This is a genomic window from Leifsonia poae (assembly GCF_050632865.1).
GTDB lineage: Bacteria > Actinomycetota > Actinomycetes > Actinomycetales > Microbacteriaceae > Leifsonia > Leifsonia poae_B.
The window spans coordinates 1,228,230-1,246,802 of record NZ_JBODSA010000003.1; the positions used below are offsets into that span (position 1 = coordinate 1,228,230).

The window sequence follows — 18,573 nt, forward strand, 5'->3', positions numbered from 1 at the left end:
CGTTATCCGCGCGGGATAACGGCGTGTTGCGTCCCATGGATCGTTAGAGGAGGCCGAGGGCGCGCACCGCGTCGCGCTCGGCGACGAGCTCGGCGACGGACGCGTCGATGCGCTCGCGCGAGAAGGCGTCGATGTCGAGGCCCTGGACGATCCGCCACGCGCCGCCCTCCGACCGCACAGGGAACGACGACACCACCCCCTCCGGCACGCCGTAGGAGCCGTCGGACACGACGCCCGCGCTCGTCCACCGGTCGCCGGTGCCGTTCACCCAGTCGTGCACGTGGTCGATCGCGGCGCTCGCCGCGGACGCCGCCGACGACGACCCGCGCACCTCGATGATCTCGGCGCCGCGCTTCGCCACCCGCGGGATGTACTCCTTCACCAGCCAGTCCTCGTCCACGAGCTCGGTCGCCGGGCGCCCGTCGACGGTCGCGTGGGTCAGATCCGGGTACTGGCTCGCCGAGTGGTTGCCCCACACGATCACGCCCTCGACCGACCGCACGGGCACGTGGAGGTGGCGCGCCAGCTGCGCCACGGCCCGGTTGTGGTCCAGCCGGGTCATCGCGGTGAAGCGCTCCGCCGGCACGTCGGGCGCGTGCGCGCTCGCGATGAGCGCGTTCGTGTTGGCGGGGTTCCCCACGACGAGCACCCGCACGTCGGATGCCGCGCCCGCGTTGATCGCCTCGCCCTGCGGCCCGAAGATCGCGCCGTTGGCCGCGAGGAGGTCGCTGCGCTCCATCCCGGGTCCGCGTGGCCGAGCACCGACGAGGAGGGCGATGTTCACGCCCTCGAACGCGGCGCGCGCGTCGTCGGTGACGTCGACCGCGTGGAGCAGCGGGAACGCGCCGTCCTCCAGCTCCAGCGCCGTGCCCTCCGCCGACCTTAGCCCCGCGGGGATCTCGAGCAGCCGCAGCCGCACCGGCGTCTCCCGCCCGAGCAGCTGCCCGGACGCGATGCGGAACAGTAGCGCGTACCCGATCTGACCGCCTGCGCCGGTCACGGTGACGGTCACGGGCGTGGTGGATGGGCTCACGAGGCCGAGCCTAGACCGGCCCTCTGCCGTATGCGCAAGCCCCGCGCAACCCCCATGTCCGCGCGCCGTGCCGGGCGTATGGTGCGCGTCATGACGTTCGATCCGAATGCCGACATCAGCGGCGGCAAGGTGCGCCGCCGCGGCCGTACGACCGGGATCGCCGCCGGTGGCGTCGGCCTCGGTGCCATCGCCGTGTTCCTCATCGCCCAGCTCTTCGGCGTGGACGTCTCGGGGCTCGTCGGCGGCGGATCCGGAGGCGGCACCGAGCAGATCGGCACCGGCGACCAGGCCGTCAGCTGCACGACCGGCGCCGAGGCGAACGCCAGCATCGACTGCCGGATGCAGGGCGCTGCCGCGTCCCTCGACACCTACTGGGCCGACGAGCTGCCGCAGCTCGGGGCCACCTACTCGAGCCCGCAGTTCGTCCTGTTCACCGACCAGACGAACACGGGATGCGGCGGAGCGACGAGCGCCGTCGGCCCCTTCTACTGCCCGCCCGACCAGACCCTCTACGTCGACACCGGCTTCTACGACGAGCTGCGTTCGAAGTTCGGATCGAGCGGCGGACCGCTGGCCGAGATGTACGTCGTCGCCCACGAGTGGGGGCACCACATCCAGAACATCGCCGGGATCATGGAGCAGCACACCAGCCGCGAGACCGGGCCCACCTCCGACAGCGTCCGCACCGAGCTGCAGGCCGACTGCTTCGCGGGCAGCTGGGCGGGCGCCGCGTCGACGACGAAGGACGAGAAGGGCCGCACCTTCCTCGAGCCGATCACGGACGACCAGATCAAGGACGCGCTGAGCGCGGCCGCGGCGGTCGGTGACGACCGCATCCAGCAGGCGGCGACCGGCCGCGTCGACCCGGAGGGGTGGACGCACGGCTCGGCCGAGCAGCGGCAGCGCTGGTTCACGACCGGGTTCCGTCAGGGCGCCGCGGCCTGTGACACCTTCTCGGTGCCCGCGGCTCGGCTCTGACCCACCCGATTGGGTGATTGACCGCACCTGTCCGCGTGCGAGTATGCTCGGTCAACATGAGCAATGCTCAACGAGTTGCCGGACCCGGGCGGACGCTTCATGACGTGCTCGATCCGAAGCTGAACGCCCTCAACGCGATACGTCTCACCCTCGCGGTGAGCGTCATCCTCTGGCACTCGTTCACGCTCACCGGAACCCCGGCACCCACCGCGCCGGTCACCCAGCTCCTCTCCGACGGGGGCGTCGACGGGTTCTTCGCCATCAGCGGTTTCCTCATCGTCTCGAGCTGGACGCGGCAGCCCCGCTGGTGGCCCTACCTGAAGGCCCGATTCCTCCGGATCCTTCCGGCGTTCTGGGTGTGCCTGCTCGTCACGGTCCTCGTCATCGCCCCCATCGGGATCGCGCTGGCCGGCCAGGCGCTGCCGGCCACGTACGCCTCCGACGCCGTCCACTACGTCATCCACAATGCTGCGTTGAAGATCCAGGACTACGGAATCGGCGACACCCCCACCGACGTGCCCTACCCCGGTGTCTGGAACGGCTCCCTGTGGACGCTGTGGTGGGAGTTCATGTGCTATCTCGCGGTTCTCGTCCTCGGGCTCCTCCGGCTGCTGCGCCTGCGGCTCACCATCCCGCTCATCTTCGTCGGATGCCTGGTGGCGTTGATCCTCAGCGATCTGCACGTCACGCACAACTACTACGTGGTCAACGGGTCGCGGTTCGGGATCATGTTCGCCGCAGGTGCCCTGATCTATCAACTGTCCACGCGCATTCCCGCAAGCTGGACGCAGGTGCTGGTGGCGGCGGCTCTGGTCATCGCGGCCGCGTTCCTGCCCGAGTACCGCCCCGTGGCGGCGATTCCGTTCGCCTATGTGCTGATCGCCTCCGGCGCGCTGCTGAAGGTGAAGGCACTCCGGCTGCGCAACGACGTCTCCTACGGGACCTACATCTACGCCTTCCCCGTGCAACAGGTGATCGCCTCCGCGGGTCTGTGGCGTCTCGGGGTCGGCTGGTTCGCGGCGCTGGCGATCCCCTTCGTCGCAGCACTCGCGATCGCCTCCTGGTTCGCCGTCGAGAAGCCGGCGATGCGGCTCCGGCGTGCGAGGAAACCGCGTACGAGCGTCGCGGTGGCGAACGCCGAGCCCGGATCCGAACCCGCGCACGTCACACCGTCATGAATTGCGCGCGGCCACGTCTTTAAGGGCGTGACCGTTCCCGCACCCGACGCCCTCAACGTCCCCGAAGGCCTGGCCCTCCTCCTGCTCCGCGACGCCAGCGGGCGCCGCGCGGTCGAGCTGCGCACCTTCAGCGCCGTGCTGGGCGCGGGCGCCTTGGCCGAACTCGCCATCCGCGGGGAGGTCGAGCTCGACGACCGAGGTCGGGTGCGCGCGACGTCCCTGGGGAGCACTGACGAAGATCCTGTGGCGGCCGTCCGCGAGCGCATCGCGGCGACCGCCGCTCCGCAGACGGACGAGTGGTGGGTCGACCGGCTCGGCCGCGGCTCGCTCGCCGACGCCGTGCTCTCGGGGCTCGTGGAGCGCGGGGTGCTGCACGAGCGGCGGCCGTGGGCGTTCCTCGGGCTCGCGGGCGCGCCCGTCCATCCCGCGTCGAGCACGACGGAGGAGCGGGCGCTGCGTGAGGCGGTGCGCTGGTCGCTCGCCATCGATCACCAGCCCACTCCGCGCGTCGCCGCGACCATCGCGCTTCTCGACGTCGTCGGCTGCGTGCGCGAGGCAGCCGGCTTCCTCCCTGACCCGGGTGTCGACCTTCGGGCAGGTCAGTGGCCCGCCGCCGCCCTGCAGGCGTGGTTGCTGTCGCGCGATCCGGTCACGGGCCGCGCGCTGCGATCGTCGATCGAGCGCGGCGCGGTGGTGTGACGCCGGCCTGCCGATAGCCTCATCCCATGCGGACCCTGTACCCGGAGATCGAGCCCTACGACAGCGGGATGCTGGACGTCGGCGACGGCCAGCAGCTGTACTGGGAGGTGAGCGGCAACCCGGAGGGCAAGCCGGTCGTCTTCCTGCACGGCGGCCCGGGCGGCGCCACCACCCCCGCGCACCGCCGACTGTTCGATCCGGAGCGCTACCGCATCGTGCTTTTCGACCAGCGGATGTGCGGCCGCAGCCTCCCGCATGCGAGCGAGCCCGAGGCCGACCTCGCGGTGAACACGACGTGGCACCTGGTCGAGGACATCGAGCGCCTGCGCGAGCACCTGGGCGTGGAGCGCTGGCAGGTTTTCGGCGGGTCCTGGGGGAGCACCCTCGCCCTCGCGTACGCTGAGACGCATCCCGAGCGGGTGACTGAGCTCGTCCTGCGCGGCATCTTCACCCTGCGGGCGCAGGAGCTGGACTGGTTCTACGAGGGCGGCGCGGCGGCGCTGTTCCCCGACCTGTGGGAGGGCTTCCTCGAGCCGGTGCCGCCCGCGGAGCGCGGCCACCTCATCCGGGCCTACCAGCGGCTGCTCGCCGATCCCGACCCGGCCGTGCACCAGCCGGCGGCGATCGCCTGGTCGCGCTGGGAGTCGTCCACGATCACGCTGCTGCCCCGCCCCGAGCTGGTCGAGGCGTTCACACAGGACGCGTACGCGGTCGCCTTCGCGCGCATCGAGAACCACTTCTTCGTGCACGGCGGCTGGTTCGAGGAGGGCCAGCTGATCCGGGATGCCCCCACCCTGGCCGGCATCCCGACCGTCATCGTGCAGGGCCGCTACGACGTGTGCACGCCGCCGATGACAGCCTGGGACCTCCACCGCGCCCTGCCGGAGGCCGAGCTCCGGATGATCCCCGACGCGGGGCACGCCTTCGACGAGCCGGGCATCCTGGACGCGCTGATCGAGGCGACGGACCGGTTCGCAGCTGCGTCGGACGACGAGTCAGCCGGCTAGCGCCGCGAGCGCCTTCCGCAGCTGCGTCGACGACGTGGTCATCGTGTACGGGAAGTAGACGACCTCGACCCCGACCTCGGCGAACTCGCGCTCCAGCCGCATCCCCTTCTCGGTGCCGCGCCAGTCGTCGCCTTTGAAGAAGACGTCGAACTTGAGCTCGCGCCACATGTCCAGCTTGTCGGGGACCGTCTCGGGCACCGCCTCGTCGACGTACGCGATGTGGCGCACGATCTCGAGGCGTTCCGCCAGAGGGATGACCGGCGTGATGCCCTTGGTCAACTGGAGCATTTCGTCGGACACCACGCCCGCGATGAGGTAGTCGCACTGGCTCTTGGCGTGCTTGAGGATGTTCAGGTGTCCGATGTGGAACAGATCGAACGCCCCTGCGGCGTAGCCGACACGTCGGGTCACGGGCTTCCCCCTCTATGAGATTTCCTCACCTATGTTGGCAGAATAGTGAAGATTTGTCAGCATTCGCGAACACATCCCCACTTGTCACCCAAATGGGGATAGGGATTGTGAGACTTTCTCAATTAGACTGTCAGCACGGCCCGACCGCCGTGACCACATCCGACTGACCAGGGTCGGAGTCGCTCGTGCGTCGGCCCGTGGAGGGGTGAACCGATGACGACGCAGGATGGCGCAGCGCAGTCGTACCGCTCGGTGGTGCGCACCCTCGCCGGAGCCCAGAAGCCCGCGCTCCCCGGCTCTCCTCCCTACTCCGTGTACGTGAACCGCCGCGCCGGACGCCTCATCGCCGCGTGGGCGTACCGCGCGGGGCTCACGCCGAACGCGGTGACGGCCATCTCGGCGGCACTCACCTTCTCGGGCATCCTCGTCATCGCGCTCGTGCCGACCGCCCCGTGGGTGGGGCTGGTCGTCTGGCTGCTGCTCGCCCTCGGCTACGCCTTCGACTCCGCCGACGGGCAGGTCGCCCGCCTCGGCGGCGGTGGGTCCCCGGCCGGCGAATGGCTCGACCACGTGGTCGACAGTGCCAAGATCTCGGCGCTGCACCTCGCCGTCGCCGTCGCGATGTTCCGGTTCTTCGGGTTCTCCTCGGCCGCCTGGCTGCTCATCCCGGTGCTCTACGTCGTCGTGGCGAACGTGACATTCTTCGGGATGATCCTCAACGACCTGCTGCGTGCGGCGCGGGAGGCTCGTCCGACCGGACGCCCGGCTCGCGCTCGGCGCTGAAGACCCTGCTGCTGGTGCCCACCGACTACGGGGTGCTGTGCCTGGTCTTCCTGCTGCTGGGCTGGCCCGCGCTCTTCACCATCGTCTACGGCCTCTTCTTCGTGGCCAACCTCGGCGCACTGGCCATCGCACTGCCGCGATGGTTCCGACAGATGCGCGAACTCGGAAGGAAGTCAGATGTCCGCTGAGAACACCCCCGAGCCGGACGGCGCCCGCCGCCGTCCCTGGTGGCCCTGGCTCGCCGGCGCCGCAGCGCTCCTCCTGCTCATCGGCGGCGTCTGGTGGGGGTCGCAGCCGGCTCCGCGTCGCAGACCTCCGCTGACAGCCCGCACTCGGCCCAGCCGTCGTCCTCCGCGCCGGCGGATGCGAAGACGGCGACCCCGGAGGCGTCTGCGCCGTCCACGGCGGCTCCGTCCGACAAGCCCGCGCCGACGTCCGAGCCCGGCGCTGCGGGTGCGGCGCTCCCGCAGCGGGAGCCTGTCGCCCTCAGCTCCAAGACGACCGTCGACAAGGGTGTCACGGTGACGATGTCGAAGCTCGAGTCCGTCAAGGGCGAGGCCACGGGCGTCGGCGAGGTCGCCGGCCCCGCGATCCGCTTCACTCTCGACTTCGCCAACGGCGGCGACGCCGCGTACGCGACCCAGTCGATCGTCGTCAACACGTACTACGGCGCGAGCAACGTGCCCGCCTCGCCGCTGAGCGGGCCGGGCGCGAAGGCGCTCGCCGGGAGCATCCCGGCGCACTCCAACGCGTCGGCCACCTATGTCTTCACCGTGCCGGAGGACCAGCGTGGGTCCGTCGTCATCACGGTGGACTATCAGGCGGGCGCGCCCGCCATCGCCTTCCAAGGCGCCGCCCCGAAGTGAGCTCTGCGCCCCCAATACGGGGGCCTCTCTACTCACTCAACCCGATAACTGAGCTAGGCTCAGCGCCAATAAAACTGAGAATTTGTCGATAAAGCCCCCGCAGTACCCCACCGACGATTCTCCTCAACCCGAACACAGGATGAAACCGTGACTGCATCGCACGAACCTCCCGCCGGCGGCGGGACACCCCCGGAGATGGTGGCTCCAGAACGACGGAGCCGCAGGCTTCGACGCGCCGCCATCGGCATCGTCGCTGCGACTGCAGCGATCCTCGGCTCCCTCGTCGCCGTCCAGCCCGCGCTGGCCGACACGGCCCCTCCTCCCGGTGATCCGGCGACCGTCAGCGCAGACCCGCTGCCCACCGTCCAGATGGACGGCGTCGCCTGGGCGGAGCAGATCGTCGGGAACACCGTCTACGTCGGCGGCCAGTTCTCGAACGCGCGGCCGGCCGGATCCGCGGCCGGCACCAACCTGACTCCGCGGTCGAACATGCTCGCCTTCGACCTCACCACCGGCGCGTTGAACACCACCTTTAACCCGGGCCCGAACTCCCAGGTCAAGGCCCTCGCTGTCTCGCCGGACGGAACGCGGCTGTACGTCGGTGGCAGCTTCACGACGATCGCGGGCGCGACCCGCTACCGTCTCGCCGCCTTCAACACGGCCACCGGCGCGCTGATCACGACCTTCGCGCCGGTCCTCAACGCGAGCGTGGCGGGCATCGTCGCGACGAACACGACGGTCTACGCGGTCGGAACGTTCAGCTCCGCCGGGAACCAGGCGCGTACTTCCGCTGCCGCCTTCTCGGCGAGCAATGGCGCGCTCCTTCCGTGGGCTCCGGCGATCGCGGGCGGCACCGCCCAGCACCTCGCCATCTCTCCGGACGGGTCAAAGGTCGTCCTCGGCGGCAACTTCACCTCGGTCAATGGGTCGTCGAACCCCGGCTACGGCCTCGCCGCCGTCACGCCGGACACCGCGACGCTGCTGCCCTGGAACGTGAACAACCTCATCCGCAACGGCGGAACCCAGGCGGCCATCGAAGCACTGCACGCCGACGCCTCCGGCCTCTACGGGTCGGGCTACGTGTTTGGCTCGGGCGGTAACCTCGAGGGCTCGTTCCGTGCCGATTGGACGAACGGCGATCTTGTCTGGGTCGAGGACTGCCACGGGGACACCTATGACATCACGGTGCTCCAGGGCGTCGAATACGCGGTCGGCCACCCGCACTACTGCGGCAACATCGGCGGCTTCCCGCAGACCAGCCCCGACTGGACGTTCCACCGGGCGCTGGCCTTCACCACGGACGTCCGCGGCACGATCACGGCTGACCCCTACGGCTACTACAACTACGCCGGCAACCCGCGGCCCGACCTGCTGAACTGGTTCCCGGATGTCAACACCGGCACCTTCACCGGTCAGAGCCAGGGGCCGTGGAGCAATGAGTCCGCCGGCAATTACCTCATCCTCGGTGGCGAGTTCACGCGGGTCCAGGGCAAGGCGCAACAGGGCCTCGTGCGGTTCGCCATGCCGTCCATCGCGCCGCTGAAGATCGGCGCGCAGATCCCCACGGCGTCGTACAGCCCGAACGTCATCTCCCTCACCGAGGGAACGGCGCGGATCAGCTGGAAGACGAACTGGGATCCGGACAACAAGACCCTGACCTACGACGTGATCCGCGGCTCGGCCACCGGGCACCCGATCTACACGACGCAGGTCACGACGCCATTCTGGCAGCCGAAATCGCTGACCTTCACCGATACCGGGCAGACACCCGGCTCGACGCAAAGCTATCGCGTCAGAGTCACCGATCCGAACGGCAACGTCCTGTACAGCTCGCCGGTCTCGGTGACGATCGCCGCCTCGGGCTCCATGACGCCGTACGCATCCAGCGTGCTGAACGCCAGCCCCGAGTACTACTGGCCGCTGAACGAGAGCTCCGGCAGTAACGCCTACGACTGGGCGAACGGGAACGACGCGACGCTGAACACCGGCGTCAGCCGCTCCGGCACCGGACCGCTCAACCCGGACAGCACGACGGCTGCGCTCTTCAACGGCGGGAGTGACGGTTTCTTCCCGTCGCCCACCAACGAGGACGGGACGAACACGTTCACCGCGCAGGCCTGGATCAAGACGACCACCACCAGTGGCGGCAAGATCCTGGGCTTCGGCAACCAGTCGACCGGCAACTCCGGAAGCTACGATCGTCACGTCTACATGGCGAACAACGGCCGGGTCTACTTCGGGGTCTACCCGGGCGGCGTGCAGACGCTGAACACCCCGACGGCTCTGAACGACGGTCAGTGGCACCAGATCACCGCGTCGCTCGGCAGCGGAGGAATGGCCCTGTACGTCGACGGCAAGCGCGTGGCATCCCGGACCGACATCACCTCGGCGCAGGGATACAACGGCTACTGGCGAGTGGGCGGCGACAACCTGAACGGCTGGCCCAGCCAGCCGGCGAGCAGCTACTTCGGCGGTTCGATCGCACAGGTGGCGATCTACCCGACGGTGCTGACCCGTAACCAGGTGTCGAGCATGTACCAGGCGGCCGGATACACCCTCAACGCCCCGTCGGCGCCCGCGGACGCCTACGGTGCGGCGGTGTACCAGAGCGACCCCGACCTGTACTGGCGTCTTTCCGACACCGGTACGACTGCGGCCGACTCGTCCCCGTACGGCCAGTCCGGCAACTACCAGGGCGGCTACAGCCACGGTCAGACGGGCGCGCTGAACGGTGTGGCCAACGCGGCGACGTCGTTCAACGGCAGCTCCGGCATCGTGGTGAGCAACCAGCAGGTGTCGAACCCGTCGACGTACTCGTTGGAGGGGTGGTTCAAGACCACCACGACCTCCGGCGGCAAGCTGATCGGGTTCGGCGACCAGCCGAGCGGACTGTCCAACAACTACGACCGCCACGTCTACATGCAGAACGATGGACGCCTGGTCTTCGGAGTATGGACGGGCCAGACCAACACGATCACGTCGCCGACACCGTTGAACGACGGCAACTGGCACTACGTGGTCGCCACGCAGGCCTCGGACGGCATGGCGCTGTATGTGGACGGAGCGAAGGTCGGGACCAACCCCCAGACCCAGGCTCAGGGCTACAACGGCTACTGGCGCCTCGGCGGGGACAACACGTGGGGTTCGAGCAGCCCGTACTTCAACGGGACCCTCGACGAGTTCGCCGTCTACTCGACGGAGCTCTCGGCCGCCACGGTTTCCAACCACTACGCGCTCGGCTCCTCCGGGACCCCGGCGAACCAGCCGCCGACGGCGTCGTTCACGGCCTCGTCCTCCGGCCTCGTCGCGTCGACCGACGCCTCCGCGTCGACCGACCCGGATGGGACGATCACCGGCTACGCGTGGAACTGGGGTGACGGCGCCACGGGTACCGGAGCCACGGCGTCGCACACCTATGGCGCTGCGGGCACCTACACGGTCACGTTGACGGTCACCGACAACGCGTCCGCCACGGCGACCACAAGCCAGCAGGTGACGGTCGCCCCGATCCCGAACCAGCCGCCGACCGCGTCGTTCTCGACGACCACCAGCGGTCTCACGGTGAACAGCGATGCATCCGCGTCGTCGGATCCGGACGGCACGATCGTCGACTACGCGTGGAACTGGGGTGACGGGGCCACCGGATCCGGTGTCACGTCCAACCACACCTACGCCGCCGGTGGCACCTACACCGTGACGCTGACGACGAAGGACAACAGCAACGCCACGACCAGCTCGACGAAGCAGGTCACGGTCACCGCGCCCAACCAGCCTCCGACGGCGGCGTTCACGTCGTCCTCGACCGGACTGGTGCTGAGTGTGGACGGCTCGACCTCGAGCGACCCGGACGGGACGATCGGCTCGTACGCGTGGAACTTCGGTGACGGAGGGACCGCGAGCGGGGCGACCGCGTCGCACACCTACGCGAGCGCAGGCACCTACACGGTCACGCTGACCGTCACCGACAACCAGTCGGCGACGGGCACGACGACCAAGCAGGTCACCGTGACTGCTGCGAACCAGCCTCCGACGGCGGCGTTCACGTCGTCCTCGGCGGGACTGGTGCTGAGTGTGGACGGCTCGACCTCGAGCGACCCGGACGGGACGATCGGCTCGTACGCGTGGAACTTCGGTGACGGAGGAACCGCGAGCGGGGCGACCGCGTCGCACACCTACGCGAGCGCAGGCACCTACACGGTCACGCTGACCGTCACCGACAACCAGTCGGCGACGGGCACGACGACCAAGCAGGTCACCGTGACCTCGGGTACCGCTGCCGTTCTCGGGGCCGACGCCTTCGGTCGGACCGTGGCGAACGGCTGGGGCACCGCGGACACCGGAGGCGCCTGGACCCTGAGCGGGACGGCGGCGAACTTCTCCGTCGGCAGCGGGGTCGGCTCCATCGCGGTCCCCGTCGGCATGACGCGCACCGCGCGCCTCGGTTCGGTCTCCTCCGCGGCGACCGACGTGCAGGCGTCGATCACCGTCGACAAGGCGGCAACCGGCGGCGGCCAGTACGTCGGGCTCATCGGTCGGCAGGTCGGGAGCACGGCGTTCTACGGCCGGGCGCTCATCAAGGCCGGCGGCGTGGTGCAGATCCAGATACTGGAGGGCGGTACGACGCTCAAGGCGGTGACCGTCGCCGGACTCACGTGGACTCCGGGAATGGTGATCAACGTGCGGATGACGACCGTGGGCAATGGCACCTCGACGACGCTGAACGCGAAGGCGTGGGACGCCTCCCAGCCGGAGCCGACGGCGTGGCAGGCGACGGCGACGAGCACGACGGCCGCCATGCAGGCCGCGGGAAGCGTCGGTGTCGTGGCTTACATCTCGGCGTCGGCGACGGACGCGACGACGACGGTGCGCTTCGACAACTTCAGCGCGAAGACCGCTCAGTAGTGCGCATCAGGATGGCGCGGAGTACGCGACAGGCGAAGGCCGTCACGGACTCCGCGCCATCCGGCGCGTATGGCCTCGGTCGAGCTGAGGAACTGTCGCCGGCCGCCCTGCAGAAGCACCTCCCAGGCCACGGGGATCGTCGAGCGGCGCCATGCCCGCACCGTCTCCGGCGGCAGATTCCTCGCCGCGAACAGCAGGCGATTGCGGATGTTGTAGTAGTAGTACGTCCCGGACTTGGCTGCTCCCGCGTGGGAACCGTCGGTTCCCTGCGTCCCGCCCTGGTCGTGCACGGCGCTCGCGTCCTCGACGAGAGCGAGCGAACCGCCGGCGTGGGCGATCCGCAGCGAGAGGTCCACGTCCTCCCAATACAGGAAGTACTCGTCGGCGAAGCCGCCGACCGCATCCCAGAGTCGATCCGTGATGAGCAGGCAGGCGCCGCTCAGCCACGGCACCCGTTCTCCGGGGACGGTCCCGCGGCGCGCGGCGGAGCGGATGCGTCCGTCGCGCAGGTACACGTCGGCGCCGACCGACCACGTCGATCCGTCGGATCGGCGCACGACCGGAGAGAGCAGCGTCATCGGCTCCGCGATCGAGCGCTCGACGAGCTTCTGGACGCTGGGCCGTTGGATCGTGGCGTCCGGGTTGAGAAGCAGGAACCGCCGGGCCCCGAGCTCTCGCGCCCGCGCAACGCCCGCGTTCATCCCGCCGCCGAACCCGAGGTTGTCGTCGGCCTCCACCACGTCCCACCCGAACGGTCGTGCCAGCGTCCGCAGCGCCGTGCGCTCGTCGTCGGTGGAGAAGTTGTCGACGACGACATAGGTCGCTTCCGGCACGTCCTCCGTCACTGCGGCGAGGGTCCGGGACAGCAGCTTCGAGGAACCGTAGTTCACTACGACGATCGCGAGGTCGTCCGATTGGCCCGGGAGGCCTGATCCTGTCATGATGACCATCGTGCACCACGTCGTGATCGCTGTGCTCACTTTCCGCAGGCCCGCCGACATCCGGGCCGTGCTTCCCGCGCTCTCACGCGAGATCGACAGCGCGAGCGCCTTGCCGTTCTCGGTGCGCATCCAGGTCGTCGACAACGACAAGGAGGCGAGCGCGCGCGAGGCGGTCTCCGAGGTCGCCGCGCAGTTGTCGGTTCCCGTCGACTATGCCGTCGAGTCCGTACCCGGCATCACGGCGGCGCGGAACCGGGCGCTGAGCGAGTCGGCCGACGACGACATCCTCATCTTCATCGACGACGACGAGCGTCCGGAGCCCGGCTGGCTGGCCGCACTGCTGACGACGAAGCAGCAGACCGGCGCTGAGGCCGTCGTCGGGCCGGTGCGCTCCACCTTCGAGGTCGAGCCGGACCCGTGGATCGAGGCGGGCGGATTCTTCGTCCGGCGCAGGCTCGAGACGGGCATCCCGGTCCAGGTGGCCGCGACCAACAACCTGCTGCTCGACCTCCGCTTCGTGCGGGCGAACGACATGCGCTTCGACCTCGAGTTCGGGATCACCGGCGGCAGCGACACCCAGTTCACGCGCGCGTTCGTGCAGGCGGGTGGTCGGATCCTCTGGTGCGCCGAGGCGATGGTCGTGGACGTCGTACCCGCCACGAGGGTCACGCGCCGGTGGGTGATGTTCCGCGCGTTCCGAAGCGGCAACAGCTGGTCCCTGACGTCGCTGAAGCTCGCGCGGACGCAGACCGACCGATACCGAGCGATCGCCGAGCTCCTGGCCTCGGGGGCCGCAAGGGTCGGCGCCGGCTGTGCGCGCGTGGTCCTCGGTATCGTCGCGGGATCCCTGCGGCACCGGGCGCAGGGTGCGCGGACCATCGCGCGGGGACTCGGCATGATCGCCGGTGCCCTGGGCTACCGCTACCAGGAGTACCGGCGCCGCTGAGGCACCCGTCGTGAGGCGCCCTGTCCCTGTCAGGCAGGCAGGCCGCGGAGCCGGCGCGCGTGGCGGTACGCGTCCACGTGCTCCTCGCCGACGGTGACCCAGTCTCGAGCGGAGAGGTCCGGTTGCCCACAGGGCGGATCCGCCTGCAGCTCCTCGAGAGTCCGTTCGAGCGTCTCGGTGGTGAGCGGCCCGCTGTAGCGCCGCACCCACGCCTCGCCGACCTCGGCCGCAAGCGCCCCGTTCACGTCGTTGTCCGGGATGAGCACCGGGCGGTCGAGCGAGAGCGCCGCGAGCGTCCCTCCGGAGTTGTGCATCTCGCGGTAGGGCAGCACGACGAGCTGTGCCGACGTCGCGATGGCGACGAGCTCGTCGTCGGTCAGGAAGCCGAAGCTGAGCGCGATCCGGTCGTCGCCGGACGCGACCGCTGCGATCTCCTCGGCGAGCTCGGGACTGGACGGCCGGCCGCCGACCTGCAGCGAGGCGTCCGGGGGCAACCCGCGGAACGCGTCGACCAAGCCGCGCACGTTCTTGTACGGACGGATCAGGCCGAAGTAGCCGAGCCTCCCCGGTACCGGTGAGCGGCGCGGCACCCCGTCGAACCAGTCCCGGTAATGTCCGTGCAAGATCGTGATCGCCTCGGCGCCGTCGGGGAGCGGGGTCTGCGGGTTGAGGACGATGCGTACGGTCGTGAGCCGGGCGAACCCCCGGAGGAGGAATCGCCGCCACCGGCCGATGCCGTCGTGCAGCCCCAGGTTGTGGACCGTCCTCACCACCGGTGTCCGGAGCAGGCTCAGCCTGAGCAGCAGCAGGGCCGTGAGCAGCTGCCGGGCAAGCGCGCGGGAGGGCGTACGGCCCTCCAGCAGGATCTCGGGCCAGTGGATGTGGAACACGTCGTATCGACCCAGGAGAGCGGTGCGCCACGAGAACGTCAGCAGTTCCGCGTCCGGCTGCGCCCGGATCGCCCGGGCCAGCATGATGATGTAAGGGTTGGTGGTCGCGCGAGGTTCGGGGAACGACTGCAGGACGACGATCCGTCTACTGGTCATGAGGACACCGCCTTCGTGTCGTCGCGGGCGCGTTCCAGAAGGGTCATCCCGATGACGGGGATCAGCAGCGTCGCCGACCCGTACCACGGGCTGAAGAAAAGGGACCACAGGGTCGCGATCGCCAAGTAGATCGGGAGCGCTCTCGCACTCCGTCCAGCCACGCTGTGCCCGAGACCGCGCAGCGTGTACCAGAGCAGGGCGATCCACAGCGCCAGACCGGCCACGCCGTGATTCGCCCACAGGTCACCGAAGACCGAATGCAACTCGAAACCGGTCCCGAACATGAAGTTGTCGACGTAACCGTTGTTCGGGTCGTAGTTGATGGACTGCATGCCCTGCTTGGCGACGAGCAGCTGCGAGGAATCCACGTACGTCCCCGACCCGAATCCGAAGGGGTAGTGCTGCATGAGGGATGCCGTTGCGGCCAGCTCCGGCCTGCCGCCGAGGATCAGCGATCCGGAGGTGTTGATCTGCGCGATCGTCCGCTGCTGAGTGGCCTCGCCGAGTGCGCCGTCGACGATGAGCAACTGGCCGACGTTGTAGGCGACGGCGGAGAGGAGGAGCAATCCGAGGAGCACGCGTACGGTCGATCCGCGCCGGGTGTGCGACGTCGGTCGCATCTGCCAGATGACGAGCACGGTCGTCAGCACCAGGACGGCGAGACCGCTTCGCGCATCGCTGACCATCGACAGCGCCGACAGCACGACGAGCGTCGCGAGCTCCAGACCGCGGCTTCTGCGCGCCATCGCGATGCTCAATGCGATGACGGTGACCGGGACGGCGAACGCGAACTTCCAGGGATTGCCTCCGGCGAGGAGCCCGTGCGGGTCGACCCCCAGCAGCACGCCAATCCCGTAGAACAGGCCGACGCTCCACAACGGCATCAACGTGCGTGCCCACAGCACGACGCCGATGACGAGCATGGTGCCGACGAGGACGATCGTCTTCTGCAGGGCGAGTCCGTAGCCGACGTGCCCGGTTCCGTTCGCCAGCGCCGTCAGCAGGTAGCCGTTCAGGGCTGCCGCCCCGCCGAGGACCATGAGCAGGACTCCGCCGCGGAAACGGGGAGGACGGAGAGCCACACGGGCAGCAGCAGCACGGCGACGATGTAGCCGGCGGTGAGGCCCTGCGGGAGCTGGATCCGTGCGCCGATGATCACGAGCGAGACGGCGGCGACGACACGGGAGATGGTCTGCATCGCGGTCGGACGCGCGTTCACCGTCGTGCTCAGCGAGGCGCGGTCGATCCCGGACCCTGCGGTGAGGCGGAGCGGCGAGGGGTCGGCCACGGCCATCTGCGCATCCTTTCGGCTGATGATGAGATTATCTCATGTACCGTCGGCGCCGCCCTAGTCCCCCATAGGGGTCAACGTCGGCTCCTGCGCCTCCGCCTCCCGCGCGAGAGCCCGGCGACGCGCCAGGTCGCGGCGGACGTACCAGAGGTTCGGGATGACCTGGCAGAGCAGCACCGCTACGGCCGAGCCGATGATCGGGCCGCCGGCACCGAGCGCAAGCGTGAGCCACCAGGAGATGCCGAGGTTGATGGGCACCATGATGACGATCGGGAGCACCTGGAAGGTGAGCCCGCGCTGGTCCGTCATGTACATCCCGATCGGGTACTTCGCAGCCTGTACGACGACGAACGCGATGTAGCCGCCGACCAGCCAGCCGTCGAGCTGCAGCTTGCCGTCGGAGACGAATCCGGCCACCCAGGGCAGTAGCGCGGCCAGCACCAGCGCGGTCGCGAGGCCGCCGCCGGCGAAGGCGAGGGTCGCGCGCCACGGCGTCTCCACCCGCTCGGCCGATCTGGCTCGCGCGAAGACCGGCCAGAGCGCGACGCCCGCCGCGGCGATCGTCTGGAGGATGAGCCCGAACAGCTGCGTCGCGAGGTTGTACTGGGCGAGTTCGGTCCCCGTGGTGAGATGGCTGAGCAGCAGGCGGTCGGTCTGCATCGCGATCGGCAGCGCCAGCATCTGCGCGAGCATCGGCCAGGCCAGGCCGAAGGCGGCGACGTTGCGGACGCTCCGCACCCGCGGGATGTCGCGGATCGCGTGGCCGACCTGCGGCTTGAGCAGACGGCTCGCGAAGGACAGGCACAGCACCGAGACCAGGGCGGCCGCGATGTACGAGAACACAGCGAGGTAGTCGCCCGACGGCAGCGCGAACAGCGCCACTGCGCCCACCGCGAGGAACATGAACGGCGCGACCACGAACTGGGTCGCGACCTGCAGCGTCGTCCTCTCCAGCCCGACGAGGATCCGCTGCCCGACGGTCAACGGCAGGGCGAGCCCGAAGATGCCGAGGCAGAGGAACGCGGCCAGGTCGCCGGCCCCGGGTGTCAGGCCCGCGCCGAGCAGAGTGGGCCACCAGCCGAGCAGCGTTATGCCGAGCGCCACGAGGAGGATCACCGTGCCCGCCCCGATCAGGATGCGGAACGCCGTCGTCACCGCGCGGCGGACGTACGGATCGTGCTTCGGGTCCCCGGAGCCGGCGATCGCGTTGATGACGACCGCGGCCATCCCGAGGTCGGCGAACGGCAGCAGCGTCGACAGCGTGGAGAGGAGCCCGTACTGGGCGTACGCGTCGGTTCCGAAGTGGCTGATGATCAATCGGCTGGTGAAGATGCCGAGGATGCCGGACGCGCCCATGACGAGCACCTTGATGAGGGCGGTCGACGAGACGGCGCGCAGCGCGCCCCTCTTGGCGCTCATGCCGTCGCCACGCTTTCGTGCGGGGCGGTGCGGCGGCCGAACAGCCAGTCGTCGGCGGCGCGACGGCCGTCGGTGGCGGGGAGCGCCGCCAGCAGGTCCCCGGGCGTGCGCCCGTCGCCGAGCGCGTCGGCAACGGCCGCCGCCAGCGTCGCGGCGTCGGCGTCGGCCGGGATGACGTAGTGGCCCTCGTCGGTGAGCCAGTCGGCGAGCCCCGTCTCGGAGGTCGTCACCACGACGCATCCCGCCGCCAGGCCCTCGACGATGGGGAGGCCGACCTGCTCACGCCAGCGCGGCCGGCGCTGCGAGGGCAGCACCAGGACCTTCGAGGTGGCCAGCGCATCCCAGATCGCGTCGCGCGGGGGGTCCACGAGGAGGTCGATGGACGGGTCGGCATCGGCGGAGGCCCGGGCGCGCGACTCCAGAGGGCCCTTGCCGATGAGCAACAGGCCGGCCTGTGGCCGGCGTTCCCGGACCAGCGGCCACGCGTCGAGCAGCAGGGGCAGCCCCTTGCGCTCGTCGAAAGCGCCGAGGAAGACCACGGACGGCGTCCGGACACCGGCGTTCGCCGGGTGGGCGGCCGCGGGCAGGGCGGGGATGGTCGCCGTGGCCGCGCGGCCCGCTCCGTACGTCCGCCGGTACAGCTCGCGGGACGCGTCGGTGCCGAAGGCCAGCCGGTCGAGGTTCGCGTACACGAAGCGTGCGAGGAGGAGCCGGAGCCGCCGACCGATCCGTCCTTTGATCGAGGCGGCTGGAGGCGGGAACAGGTTCTCGATGGCATACGAGACGACACGCGTGCGCCGGCGCCGGAGCGAGCCTCCGATCCGGACCGCCGCGATGGCAAGGGCAGACCTCACGGACGCGGAGATCATCAGCGGCTCGTTGACCTCCAGAGTGTCGACGTGGGAGCGCGCCAGCAGAAACGCTGCGCCGAGGTTGCCGGCTCGGACGATGTCGAGACCCCGTTCGAGTCCGGGGTCGTAGTCGTAGCGCGTGTCTCGGTACACGATGCTGGCCGGGGAGAATTCGTGGGCCCGCTCCAGGTGCGCGGTGCGGACCATGTCGTAGAGGCGCAC

17 protein-coding genes are annotated in these 18,573 nt (G+C 69.7%); 9 read left to right on the plus strand and 8 right to left on the minus strand.

The features are described from left to right. Positions 1-43: 43 nt before the first annotated feature. Complete coding sequence (locus ACRAWB_RS16385; RefSeq protein ID WP_431354292.1) at positions 44-1,033, minus strand: malate dehydrogenase; 990 nt, start codon at positions 1,031-1,033, stop codon at positions 44-46. Positions 1,034-1,123: 90 nt separating this feature from the next. Here ACRAWB_RS16385 and ypfJ point away from each other — a divergent pair, with 90 nt between their 5' ends. From ypfJ to pip, 4 genes are all read left to right on the plus strand, one after another. After that, entirely contained in the window at positions 1,124-2,011 is an 888-nt protein-coding gene (ypfJ, locus tag ACRAWB_RS16390; RefSeq protein ID WP_431354293.1) for a KPN_02809 family neutral zinc metallopeptidase, read from the plus strand. Between the two features lie 104 nt (positions 2,012-2,115). Then, entirely contained in the window at positions 2,116-3,189 is a 1,074-nt protein-coding gene (locus ACRAWB_RS16395; RefSeq protein WP_431354294.1) for an acyltransferase family protein, read from the plus strand. Positions 3,190-3,216: 27 nt separating this feature from the next. Then, positions 3,217-3,888, plus strand: coding sequence for a GOLPH3/VPS74 family protein (locus ACRAWB_RS16400; RefSeq protein WP_431354295.1), 672 nt, complete (start codon positions 3,217-3,219; stop codon positions 3,886-3,888). Positions 3,889-3,914: 26 nt separating this feature from the next. After that, positions 3,915-4,895, plus strand: coding sequence for a prolyl aminopeptidase (gene pip / locus ACRAWB_RS16405; protein ID WP_431354296.1), 981 nt, complete (start codon positions 3,915-3,917; stop codon positions 4,893-4,895). Here the strand turns inward: pip and ACRAWB_RS16410 are convergent. Beyond that, the gene (locus tag ACRAWB_RS16410; protein WP_363805692.1) at positions 4,884-5,306 is read right to left on the minus strand and encodes an adenylyltransferase/cytidyltransferase family protein; all 423 of its coding nucleotides are present in this window, start codon (positions 5,304-5,306) and stop codon (positions 4,884-4,886) included. The two genes, pip and ACRAWB_RS16410, sit on opposite strands and share 12 nt — an antisense overlap. A gap of 213 nt (positions 5,307-5,519) precedes the next feature. Between ACRAWB_RS16410 and ACRAWB_RS16415 the strand changes: the two genes are divergently transcribed. The 4 genes from ACRAWB_RS16415 to ACRAWB_RS16430 all read left to right on the plus strand — a co-directional run bounded on the left by ACRAWB_RS16415 (position 5,520) and on the right by ACRAWB_RS16430 (position 11,857). Next, positions 5,520-6,089 carry a CDP-alcohol phosphatidyltransferase family protein gene (locus tag ACRAWB_RS16415; RefSeq protein ID WP_431354297.1) on the plus strand — a complete coding sequence of 190 codons (570 nt, stop codon included), beginning with the start codon at positions 5,520-5,522 and terminating at the stop codon, positions 6,087-6,089. A gap of 14 nt (positions 6,090-6,103) precedes the next feature. Continuing rightward, positions 6,104-6,277, plus strand: a complete 174-nt coding sequence (locus tag ACRAWB_RS16420) for a hypothetical protein (RefSeq protein WP_431354298.1) — start codon at positions 6,104-6,106, stop codon at positions 6,275-6,277. Between the two features lie 93 nt (positions 6,278-6,370). Continuing rightward, the gene (locus ACRAWB_RS16425) at positions 6,371-6,955 is read left to right on the plus strand and encodes a hypothetical protein (protein ID WP_431354299.1); all 585 of its coding nucleotides are present in this window, start codon (positions 6,371-6,373) and stop codon (positions 6,953-6,955) included. Between the two features lie 147 nt (positions 6,956-7,102). Beyond that, on the plus strand, positions 7,103-11,857 hold the full coding sequence (locus tag ACRAWB_RS16430) for a PKD domain-containing protein (RefSeq protein ID WP_431354300.1): 4,755 nt from the start codon (positions 7,103-7,105) through the stop codon (positions 11,855-11,857). Here the strand turns inward: ACRAWB_RS16430 and ACRAWB_RS16435 are convergent. Next, entirely contained in the window at positions 11,851-12,798 is a 948-nt protein-coding gene (locus tag ACRAWB_RS16435) for a glycosyltransferase family 2 protein (protein WP_431354301.1), read from the minus strand. The genes ACRAWB_RS16430 and ACRAWB_RS16435 overlap by 7 nt on opposite strands. 1 nt (position 12,799) lies before the next feature. On the opposite strand from ACRAWB_RS16435, the gene ACRAWB_RS16440 reads away from it, so the two are divergent. After that, a complete protein-coding gene (locus ACRAWB_RS16440) occupies positions 12,800-13,744 on the plus strand; it encodes a glycosyltransferase family 2 protein (RefSeq protein WP_431354302.1) in 945 nt (314 codons plus the stop codon). A gap of 29 nt (positions 13,745-13,773) precedes the next feature. Here the strand turns inward: ACRAWB_RS16440 and ACRAWB_RS16445 are convergent, their stop codons facing one another. The 5 genes from ACRAWB_RS16445 to ACRAWB_RS16465 are packed head-to-tail and all read right to left on the minus strand — an operon-like array spanning position 13,774 to position 18,558. After that, complete coding sequence (locus ACRAWB_RS16445; protein WP_431354303.1) at positions 13,774-14,790, minus strand: glycosyl transferase; 1,017 nt, start codon at positions 14,788-14,790, stop codon at positions 13,774-13,776. Beyond that, positions 14,787-15,830 carry a hypothetical protein gene (locus tag ACRAWB_RS16450; RefSeq protein WP_431354304.1) on the minus strand — a complete coding sequence of 348 codons (1,044 nt, stop codon included), beginning with the start codon at positions 15,828-15,830 and terminating at the stop codon, positions 14,787-14,789. The genes ACRAWB_RS16445 and ACRAWB_RS16450 overlap by 4 nt, the downstream gene beginning before the upstream one ends. Next, the gene (locus ACRAWB_RS16455; protein ID WP_431354305.1) at positions 15,803-16,084 is read right to left on the minus strand and encodes a hypothetical protein; all 282 of its coding nucleotides are present in this window, start codon (positions 16,082-16,084) and stop codon (positions 15,803-15,805) included. Before ACRAWB_RS16455 ends, ACRAWB_RS16450 begins: the two co-directional genes overlap by 28 nt. Positions 16,085-16,138: 54 nt before the next feature. Next, a complete protein-coding gene (locus ACRAWB_RS16460) occupies positions 16,139-17,500 on the minus strand; it encodes an oligosaccharide flippase family protein (RefSeq protein ID WP_431354306.1) in 1,362 nt (453 codons plus the stop codon). Further along, a complete protein-coding gene (locus ACRAWB_RS16465) occupies positions 17,497-18,558 on the minus strand; it encodes a glycosyltransferase family 4 protein (protein WP_431354307.1) in 1,062 nt (353 codons plus the stop codon). Before ACRAWB_RS16465 ends, ACRAWB_RS16460 begins: the two co-directional genes overlap by 4 nt. Between the last annotated feature and the right edge of the window lie 15 nt (positions 18,559-18,573).